General features: G+C 37.2%; 2 protein-coding genes. Both read right to left on the bottom strand.

The genetic code is table 11. The features are described from left to right. Nucleotides 1-211: 211 nt before the first annotated feature. A complete protein-coding gene (locus PSI22_RS21175) occupies nucleotides 212-559 on the bottom strand; it encodes a type II toxin-antitoxin system HicB family antitoxin (protein ID WP_273581448.1) in 348 nt (115 codons plus the stop codon). A 72-nt stretch (nucleotides 560-631) separates the two neighbouring features. Continuing rightward, nucleotides 632-724, bottom strand: coding sequence for a type II toxin-antitoxin system HicA family toxin (locus PSI22_RS21605; RefSeq protein ID WP_370689055.1), 93 nt, complete (start codon nucleotides 722-724; stop codon nucleotides 632-634). Nucleotides 725-1,182: the final 458 nt, after the last annotated feature.

Here is a 1,182-nt window from a genome sequence, read left to right as displayed (position 1 = left end):
CGGAATAGAGTAATGTAAAATTTAAATGATGAAATTATTAGTCGAATCTAACGAAGATAATTATTTGACAGGCGCCGATGGTGCCTGTCAGTAATCGGTTTGGAACAATAGCCTAATTTATTTATAATGTCGTTACGGTCATTACAGAAACGCCCACGTTGCGATTCAGCTGATGTAAGGCCAGTTCGACAGTTTCTACTTTTGATGAATGCTAGACGTCAAGTAACCGATCAATTTGTGTCGGCTTCTGCCCCATTTTACGTGCCAAATCAGATTTGCGAGTGCCTGTTTCAATCATGGCATTGTGCAATGCCGCTTTCATGGCGACTAGGACAGGTACGTTTACTATATACTCCCCCTCTTTTGGTACGCTACCGAGAGGAATAGGGCGTCGTTCGTCAATCTCTATGGCTATAGCTGTCACTACGCCCTCAACAGCTTCCAGAATTGCCTCATCAACAGAATCACCTACTGAGTTCATCAGGGGCAAATCGCGGCATGATACGACGTAGACGTCAGTCTGCTCGTCAAGCTCTAATTTAACTGGGTATTGAAACATAATTAATTCCTTATATTGTCTGGGTATTAAAACAATTACATCCTTTTATATTAATTTTCTGAAGGTTGGAGCTTAAAGCCCTAGGTCTTTCATTATCTTTTTGCGAAGAGGTTCCGGCATTTCTTTGGAACCATGATCGGGGAAAACAGAACGCTGACCGTTCAAATTAATTTTTTGATGACTACCGCCCCTGGTGCTTTTTTGAATTCAGTACCCTGTTGCAACAACCATCTCTTGAACTCGCTGTATTTCATTTATCCTCCGTAACCAACACCATAATAATAACAAAAAAGTTAAATAATGTAACAAATAAAAATAATACATATATGTTTATAAGGTCTAGGTTTAGATGTTGCCAGAGTTACAGTTTGTATTATTGAAACGGTTAGTACGATGAAATTTAATAAAGATATTTTGAATCATAAAGAAATTAGCGAAGCCATGAACGAGAAGGCGTTGAGTATTGAGTATTCTCTATTCCAAAGGTATTACTATCGATATATTGGTAAGTGCCTTTGCTATGATCAATAGCTTCCAAGCTTTTTTGCCATTGGCAATAAAATTATTAGATAATATTTTATTTATAGTGTTTCTTTGATTATGAATGTGAAAATAACTTTTAT

Source organism: Xenorhabdus aichiensis (assembly GCF_028598775.1).
Lineage (GTDB): Bacteria > Pseudomonadota > Gammaproteobacteria > Enterobacterales > Enterobacteriaceae > Xenorhabdus > Xenorhabdus bovienii.
Note: the sequence above shows the minus strand (reverse complement) of the source record. Positions and strands in the feature narration are given on the sequence as shown.

Excerpts from the sequence above, each read along its gene's own strand:
- PSI22_RS21175 (WP_273581448.1), bottom strand. The coding sequence starts at position 559 with ATGTTTCAATACCCAGTTAAATTAGAGCTTGACGAGCAGACTGACGTC.